This is a genomic window from Micromonospora sp. ATLC16 (assembly GCF_057196645.1).
In genome coordinates this window covers 1-8,440 of record NZ_JBXUOW010000118.1, presented here as the reverse complement: position 1 = coordinate 8,440, position 8,440 = coordinate 1, and the positions used below count along the sequence as shown (strand labels likewise).

Annotated in this window: 6 protein-coding genes; 2 read left to right on the top strand and 4 right to left on the bottom strand. The window is 73.6% G+C overall.

Annotation, left to right across the window (positions count from 1 at the left end; translation table 11 throughout):
- The coding region (gene pspM, locus AC2CHE_RS26060) for a phage shock envelope stress response protein PspM (protein ID WP_484507481.1) at positions 1-595 on the top strand (595 nt) is incomplete at its 5' end.
- 105 nt (positions 596-700) lie between these two features.
- Here pspM and AC2CHE_RS26055 read toward each other — a convergent pair.
- Complete coding sequence (locus tag AC2CHE_RS26055) at positions 701-4,450, bottom strand: hypothetical protein (protein ID WP_484507480.1); 3,750 nt, start codon at positions 4,448-4,450, stop codon at positions 701-703.
- A 244-nt stretch (positions 4,451-4,694) separates the two neighbouring features.
- A complete protein-coding gene (locus tag AC2CHE_RS26050; protein WP_484507479.1) occupies positions 4,695-5,498 on the bottom strand; it encodes a DNA-formamidopyrimidine glycosylase family protein in 804 nt (267 codons plus the stop codon).
- 110 nt (positions 5,499-5,608) lie between these two features.
- Here AC2CHE_RS26050 and AC2CHE_RS26045 point away from each other — a divergent pair, with 110 nt between their 5' ends.
- Positions 5,609-6,817 (top strand): hypothetical protein, encoded by a 1,209-nt coding sequence (locus AC2CHE_RS26045; RefSeq protein ID WP_484507478.1) that lies wholly within the window; start codon positions 5,609-5,611, stop codon positions 6,815-6,817.
- Between the two features lie 88 nt (positions 6,818-6,905).
- Here the strand turns inward: AC2CHE_RS26045 and AC2CHE_RS26040 are convergent, their stop codons facing one another.
- Together AC2CHE_RS26040 and AC2CHE_RS26035 are read right to left on the bottom strand one after the other, a co-directional pair.
- Positions 6,906-7,148, bottom strand: coding sequence for a CPCC family cysteine-rich protein (locus AC2CHE_RS26040; RefSeq protein WP_484507477.1), 243 nt, complete (start codon positions 7,146-7,148; stop codon positions 6,906-6,908).
- Between the two features lie 26 nt (positions 7,149-7,174).
- Positions 7,175-8,074 (bottom strand): SAM hydrolase/SAM-dependent halogenase family protein, encoded by a 900-nt coding sequence (locus AC2CHE_RS26035; RefSeq protein ID WP_484507476.1) that lies wholly within the window; start codon positions 8,072-8,074, stop codon positions 7,175-7,177.
- Positions 8,075-8,440 lie beyond the last annotated feature (366 nt).

Here is an 8,440-nt window from a genome sequence, read left to right as displayed (position 1 = left end):
GCGCTGGGTGGACCTGCGCGCCCTCGCGGCCCAGCCCGCCCCGCCGCCGTTGGACCCGGCTCAGGTGGCCGCCCGCAACCGGGCCCGCCTGGTCGCCGCCGTGGAACGACTCCCCGCCGGTGCCGGCGTGCTGGCCGAGGTGCGTCGGGTCCGCTCCCGCACCGCGCTGCGCGGCACCACCGCTGCCGGGCCGTGGGAGCGCCTGGACCGGGCCGCCGCGACCATGGCCTCCATGGCGGGCCGGCTGACCGGCCTCGCCGAACCGGCCGTCGCCGAAGCCTCCGCGGCCGAGCAGTCGCTGCGCGAGCTGGCCAACCGGGTCGCCAGCGTGGAACGTGCGGTCCGTCTCGCCCCCGCCGACGCGAAGCCGCCGCTGGCCGAGGCGCACCGGGCGCTCACCGGGCAGTTGGACACGGGCGTGGCGGCGTACGAGCGCCTGGTGGTCGCCGCCGCCGGCTACCTCGCCGAGGAGTACCGCCCCGAATCCGAACACCCCGCCGCCGCCCGCCTCACCGAGGCCACCGACCTCCTCCACGGCTTCGCCGCCGCCCTGTCCGAACTCCGCGCCGTCTCCCGCCCCGCCCCCTCAGCCTGACCACCGCCCCCGCCGCGTCGATCAGGAAGTTGCGTCGGGATCGGGCCACGACCGCGACCGGAACCTCTTGGTCAACGACCCGGCCGAGCCGGGCGAGCCCGCCGGTCAGGAGGGTGTGGTGACCGGGATGGGGCCGGTGTACGGGGAGCCGCCGACCACGTTGAACGAGCGCACCCGGTAGTGGTAGGTGACGCCCCGGGCCAGGCCGGTGTTGGTGAAGCCGCGGCCGGTGACGGTGAAGGTCGCCAGTTCCCGGGTGAACGCCGGGTCCAGGGCCCGCTCCACGGTGAAGCCGGCGCCCTGGCCGGCGGGCGTGCTGGCGGACCAGCCCAGCACCACGGTCGCGGTGTCCGGACCGGGAGCGGTGGTGGCCACGCTCACCGAGGTCGGTGTGCCGGGCGCGGGTGGGGTGATCACCGTGGCCACGGTGGACCAGGGCGAGGCGGCGCCCAGGTAGGTGGTGCGTACCCGGTAGTAGTAGGTGGTGTCGGGAGCGACCGCCGGGTCCAGGTGGTTGTCGCCCACGCTGATAGCGGTGGTGCCCGGGCCACTGGTGAAAGTCGGGTTGGTGGCGCGTTGCACGTCGATGCCGGTGGCGAAGGAATGGTTGGCCCAGCGCAGCGCCACCCGCAGCGGTGCGGCGGGTGGAATGCTCGCGGTCAGCTTGGCCGGCGCGATGAGCTGCACCGATGCGGGAACGCTGTTCGACCAGGTGGAGCAACTGGCCGCGTTCTCGGCGCGGATGCGGTAGTGGTATGTGACGCCGGGGGTGACGGTGGCGTCGGTGTAGCGGGTCGCGGTGGCGGCGACGGTGATGGTGGTCAACCCGTTGGTGAAGGTCACGTCGGTGGCCCGTTGCAGCAGGTGACTGGTGGCGGGTGGCCGGCTGCCGTTGCCGGTCCAGGCGAGGGCGATCGCCGGCAGCGCGGTCGCCGAGCCGGGGGCCGGTGCGGCGGTGAGCCCGGTCGGCGCCCGGGGCGAGACCCGGACCACCAGTGGCCGGCTCATGCCCTGGTCCCGGTGGCCGGCCGCCGCACTGCCCCAGCGGCACTCCCAGCCCAGGTTGACCAGCTGGTTGGCCACCGTGGTGGGTCGCCCGTCGACGGGGCTGACCGGGGTCGATCCGAGCCGGGTGCCGGCCGGACGGGTCGGGTCGAGCAGCCGTACGCTGTCGCCGAGCTTGAACGGTAGGACCGGCGCCTCGGGGCGCAGCGCGAGCAGCACGTCCTCACCGGGATCGACGCGTACCACCTGCTTCCAGCCGAGCTCGGCGGGGTGCGGTGGCCGGATCATGCCGTCTCGGCCGACCCGGCCGACCACCTGAACGTCCAGGCCGTCGAACCGCACCGGATGGCTCTGCCGCCCGGAGCCGCGTACCCGCCAGATCTGGCTGCCGTCGCCCGGCGTGCCGACCGACAGGGCCGGGTCGCTGGCGTGCACCACCTCGGTCGCCGGATCGGTGGGGCCGAGCGGCAGGCTGCCCTCGCCGCACGGTGCGCCGTGCGGGTGGGCCACCCCGAGTCGGCCGGCGAGTCGACCGTACTCGGGCTCGAAGACCTGTCGGACGGACTTGACGTTCAGCGGCAGGCTGACCGGCGCGCCGCCGGGCGGGGTGAACTCGACTGTGGTGGCGTGCACCGGGATCCGGGTGGGTGCGCTGGTGGTGCCGAAGCAGGGGTCGTAGGCGGGTTGCGGCACGACCGGGGGGCGTTGGCTGGCCGCGTACGCGGCGGGCAGGCGGTCCCGCAGCCGGTCCAGGTCGTACGGCGGTGCCGGCGTGCCCGTCACCCGTAGTTGCATCAGGGTGCGGGTGTTCGGTCCGTACCCGGGCAGTGTCGGTGGTGCGCCGCCCTCGGTGGTGCGGTCGGGGCCACCGGTGTGGTGGTCGTAGCGGGGGTCGAAGCAGGGCAGCGGGGCGGGACAGTCGTTGTAGAGGATCAGGGTGGTCCCGGCGTCGACGGTGGCGAGATCCACCAACACGTCGGCCCGCTCGCCGGGGGCGAGCAGCAGCGCGTGGCCGTCGACGTTGAGCACGGTCGGGTCGCGTCGGTCGTAGCGGAATCCGATCGGGCGGTTCGGCACCACCACGGGTGCCGGCAGCAGACCGCCCTCGTTGCCGATCCGGATCATCTGCGGGCCGGCCGCCGCCGGGTCCGGCACACCACCGGGCCGTCCGTCGGTGGGCCAGTCCGCCGGCCGGTCCGGGGCGCGTACCGCGTCGACCATCGGTACCTCACCGGCGGCGGCGTCGGCGAGGGTGCCCTGCGCCGTCCACATGGGTGCGTCGGAGGCGGCCCGGTACAGCTGAAGATTCAGCCAGCGGTCGGTGCAGGCGTTGAGGATGCGCCACCGGTGGACCTTTGGCTGCACCTCCAGGTACGGGTACGCGGCACCGTTGACCAGGACCGTGTCGCCGTACGCGGCGGGCACGGCGCTAGGGTGCGGCACCCCGGGGGTTTCCGGGGGCTCGTCCGGGTCGGCGACCGGATCGTGGTGCGGGTTGGGTACGGCGCTGGCGGGCGCGTCGGGGTCGGCGGCGGCGGTACGCGACCAGGGCCCGTAGTCCCATCGGCCGGTCGGATTGACTCCGTCGCGACGGTACGGGTTCTGGCGGGACTGGTAGATGTGCGGGTGCCAGAGGGCGCCGCGGGCGCCCCAGCGGTCGCGGTCCCAGGTCGGGTCCTGTTCGGCGAGTTGGGCGTCGTCCGGCACGAAAGTCTTGTCCTCGAAGACCAGCGGCAATTGCTCGGCCGGCAGTGTCGCGTCGGCGATCAACCGCTCCTGCGCCTCGTCGGTGAGCAGGTAGAGCGCGAGCTGGCCGGAGTAGACGGTCAGCCGGGAGAGCCCGACGGTGTTGTCGTGGAACCAGAGCAGCCGTCCGCTCTGGTCGTTCGGGTAGTAGAGGGTGGCGGCGCCCTGTCCGGGGTGGGTCATGTCCGGCACGTGGGCCAGGCCGGCGCCGGTGGGATATGGGGTGATCTCACCCGCCGGAGTGATCCACTGCCATGGGTTGCCGGCACTGATCCAGCCGGTGAGCGCGCCGCAGAGATGCAGCACGGCCCGGTTCTGCGGGTAGGGTGCCGGCCCGTCGAGGGGCCCGGGGCCGGCACCGGGCACCGTCGGATCGACCGGCAGGAAGAGATCGCCGGTGGGCAGCTGGTTGATGAACTTGATGCGTACCGGTCGGCCACGTCGGGCGTGCACGACCGGACCGAGATGCCACGGCCGTCGGGGCGGGGTGACCGTGTTGTGGCCGTCCGGGTTGGTGCCCAGGTTGAGCTGGCGGTAGCCGCGCAGCCGGGTTGACGGCAGGTCCCGGTGCAGCCGCTGGGTGTACTCCTGCGCTCCGATCTCGTAGTAGTCGCAACCGGGATAGGTGATGGTGTCGGGCACGGCGACCGGCAGGTGGGCGCCGAGCGGAGTACGCCCCAGCGGGCCGAGGCCGGGCAGCGGGTCGACGAACTTACGCAGTCCGGTGCCGGCCACCACCACCTTTCCGTCCTCGTCGGGCACGGGCAGTGGACTGTAGGCGTGGTTCGACACCGGGCCGAAGCAGTGAGGGGCCGCCGCCGGGTCCAGACTCGCCGGCCCCGGGCGCGGCCCCGGTGGCCTGAACGGTGCCGTTTCCGGACGCGGCTGCTCGGGCGCTGTCGCTACCCCCGGGCCGGTGCCGTCGGGACCTGCCGTCCCGTCGGCGTCGGAACGCGTCGGAGCGTCGGGACCGGGACGGGTGGGTGTGCCGTTGTCCGTGTCCGGGGCGGCTCGGGTGCCGGGGACGGCGTTCGGTGTGCCCGCCTGGTCGGTGCGGGCTACGCGGTCCAGCCAGGTCGACCGGAGTCTGCGGAACACGGCCATGGCTCTCCCGGTGATCGGGGCGCGGCGGCCACCACCCCGACGTGGCGGCGCGGACGCGCGTGCTGACGTTCCGTGAGCCTCAACCGCAGCATGCGACGTGTGGTGGCCGGTTAGGAAGTCCCCTTTCGTGCCAATCTGCCGAGCTGCCGGCGTGTCATCGCCGCCACTCCGCGCGGGTCGCCTGGACGGCCGTCCACCGGCTCCGACCTGCCCAGACCTTCGCGTGGAAGATGCACGTGACGACTCAGGCCGGGTCGCCGGGCTGGCAGGTGGGGCACCAGTAGGTGACCCGCTCGCCCAGTTCCTCCTTGCGGACGGCGGTGCCGCAGCGCCGGCACGGCTGTGCCCGTCGCCCGTACACGTAGCTGGTCCGGCCACGCCCGAGCGAGCCGGTGGTGCTCTGCGTCCAGCGACCCCGGTTCGCGGCCAGCAACCTCTGTGCCAGGGTCACCAGGCCGAGGGGGTCCGGCACCTCCCGCATGGGAGTGCGGGGGTGCACGCCGCGGAGGAACAGCACCTCACATTTGTAGAGGTTGCCGACGCCGGCCAGGATCCGCTGATCGAGCAGGGCCACGCCGACCGGTGTGTCCGGGTGGGCGGTGAGCCGACGGGCGGCCTCGGCCGGGTCCCAGTCCGAGCCGAGCAGGTCGGGGCCCAGGTGACCGACGAGGCGTTCCTCGTCGGCGGTGGGCACCAGCGCCACCTCGTGCAGGTGGTAGCCGACGGCCGTCGCGTCCGGGGCGCGGAGCACCACCCGGATCAGGTGCGCCGGTCGGGCCGTCCACCGCTCCCCGGGGGTGTACGCCCGCCAGGTGCCGTCCATCCGCAGGTGCGAGTGCAGCGTCCAGCGCGGTTCGCCGGGGCCGGCGGGGGCTTCCAGCCGGAGCAGCAGGTGCTTGCCCCGGCTCGCGCTGTCGCGTACCGACCAGCCGGCGAGGTCGGTGGTGGCGAGCGACGGCACCCGGAAGTCGCTGCCGGTCAGCCGGGTGCCGACCAGGGCGCGTTCCAGGACGCGGGCGGTGTTCCAGACGGTGTCACCTTCGGGCACGCCCCCATTCTCCCTCATCCGAAGGCAATTCACATGTATCGCTATTTGTATGGCACTTCTGTTCGATCTACGGATATAGGCACTATCAGGGAGTTCTGAGGAGAATGCCGATGAATCATCCCCGCCGTTCCGTCTTGGGCGTCGTCCTGGCCACCGTCCTCGCCGTCACCCTCCATCCCCACTCCGGTTCCTCGGCCGGCCGCGCCGACCGGTGGACCGCTGACCTGTCGGTCGTCGACGCCGACGACGTCAACGTGCGACATGGCCGAACTGGCCTGCGACTGGCCGACGCCCGGCCACCCGCGGTGCCGGCCCGGCGCAGCGCGGTCGCCGAAGGCATGTTGGTGGCCGCTCCGCGTACCCTCGGTCGCCCGGCCACCCGGATCCGCGCCCAGCTCACCACCGCCAGTCGGCCCGGTGCCACCGCGACCGTCCAGGTCCGCGGTTGGCGCACGGCCGGCTGGACCGAATGGCGCGACGCGGCGCCGTCGGCCGTCTTCGACCGGCCCATCCGCCGGGTACAGGTCCGGGTGGTACTGACCGGCAGCCCCTCCGGTGCCAGCACCGAGGTCCGCGCCGTCCGGCTCACCGCCGACACCGTCGCCGCCGTCACCGCCGCCACCCCCGGCCTGACCTACCGGGTGTACGCGACCCGGATCGGACTGGTGGGCGAGTTGACCGCCAACGGGCACAGGGTCCGCACCCGGGACCATTTCGTTGCGTTGCCCTCCCGCCGGGGGCTGTCTCCGCGCAACTCCGGCGACTACACCGTGCGGGTCTGCACCACCAGCACCACCGGAAGCCGCTGCGAGTACGCCCCGGTCTGGGACGTCGGGCCGTGGAACACCCGCGACGACTACTGGAACCTCAGTGCCGTACGGGAGAACTGGAAGGCGCTGCCGCAGGGCAGACCGCAGGCGCAGGCCGCCTACCAGGACGGCTACAACGGAGGGCGGGACCAGTTCGGCCGGGTGGTGCTCAACCCGGCCGGCATCGACCTCGCCGACGGGACGTTCTGGGACGGGTTGCAACTGTCCACGAACGCCTGGGTCGACGTGGCGTACCTGTGGACCGGCACCGGCCCCCGAGGGGTGGTCGGTGACGGGCCACTGACCGTGCGGTCCGGTCCCAGCACCGGCTACCAGTCCCGGGGCCTGGCCGCCCAGTACGCCAACGTGCCGATCCAGTGTTACGTGACCGGGCAGACGATCGTCGGCCCGTACCGGACGACCAACCGGTGGAATCGCCTGGCCGGCGGGCAGTTCGTCAGCCACGCGTACATCTCGACGGTCTGGGGTGGATCGGTGCCGCTCTGCTGAGACCGACGCCAGAGCCGGGTCGGCGTCCTCCCAGGCCGGCCCGGCTCGCCGGGTCAGCGGGTGTCGGTGGCTGCCCGTGCCGGCTGGCTCAGGGCAGCTCCTCCGGTCTCGGAGTGCGCACCAACTCCTGGTACCGGGGGTGGCAGGCGCCGTAGACGGCGAAGTTGAGGCGGGCGTGCGACAGGCTCAAGTCCCCGTTCGCCCCGCCGCGTACGACGTCCGCGTCGGCGTCGCCCTGACCGTCATCCGTCCAGAAGCAGACCGGGCAGGTGCCGCCGCCGGTCCGGTACGCGCAGCAGGGACATGCGGCGGGAACCCAGCGATTATCCACCTTGACAGCTTTCCACAGTAGACGCTTCATCCGTGTTGTCCGGAAGCGTCCCCCACGACGCCGTAACCCCGGACCCGCAGCAGCGTACCCGGGGCCACCGCGAGCAGTTCGGCGGCGTGTCCACCGTTGACGGAGAGCGCGACCCGGTCGGCGGAGTCGGCGTGCGCCACCAGGGCGCCGAACGGGACGTCGCCGAAGGTACGCCCGTGCACCGCCTCCCGTTCCCACCCGTCGACCCCCGTCGGGCCGTCCTCGGCGGCCGGGTCGCCAGTCACCGGGCGCACCCGCACCCGGGCCGGCAGCGGGTCCAGCAACTCGGCCGCCGCAGCCAACTGGATGTTGCCGAAGTGGTCCACCGTCACCACCTCGGCGACGAACCCGTCCGGCAGCCGGACGACCAGCGGCGCGGGCAGCCGTACCAGCGTCGCGGGGTCGACCGCCGGGCCGGCTTCGGCCAGCGGGGCGCCGAGAGCCAGGTGGGCCGCGACCGGGGCGAAGACGTCGCGCCCGTGGAAGGTGGCCGACACCCGGGGCGCCAGCCAGTGCGGATTGGTCAGCTCCGCCGCCTCGGTAACCCCGCCGAGCGCCTCGGCGGCGTCGAGCAGCAGGCCGTTGTCGGGACCCACCAGCAGACCACCGGGTGTGCCCAGCGCGACACCCCGGCGGTTCGTACCGACTCCGGGGTCGACCACTGCCACGTGCACCCCGGGCGGCAGCTGCGGCACGGTCTGGGCCAGCACCGCAGCTCCCCGCCGGACGTCACCCTGCGGCACCAGGTGGGTCACGTCGATGATCCGCAGCGCGGGTGCGACGCGGGCGATCACCCCGTGGCAGACCGCCACGAAGCCGTCGGCGAGGCCGTAGTCGGTGGTCAGCGAGAGGGCCTCCGCCGGTGGCCGGGACTTGCGGGCAGCGCTGCTGGTCACGGCACCGGATCGTACGCCCGTATCCGCCACCACACGGCGGATGGCGGCGGGCCGGGGTGACCGGCGGGCGGGTCGCCCGCGCCGGGCGACCGCCCTGTGGATGCCGTGACGACGGCGGTCCTGTGCCGGATAGCCGACAGCGTCGCTGACCGACCGGCCACTGCCGGTGGCGATCCCGGTTGGACAGACTGCGGGGGTGAGTCATCGGATGCTGCCTACCGTCGTTCTGCTCATGGTCACCATGGCCCTCGCCGGCTGCGGCGCCGACCAGGACGCGCCGCCCGCCGCCGCACCGACCGCCGACGGCTCGTCGGCGGATCCAACCCCGCCGGGCGGTCCGGACGCCGCAGCCTCGCCGGGCGGTCC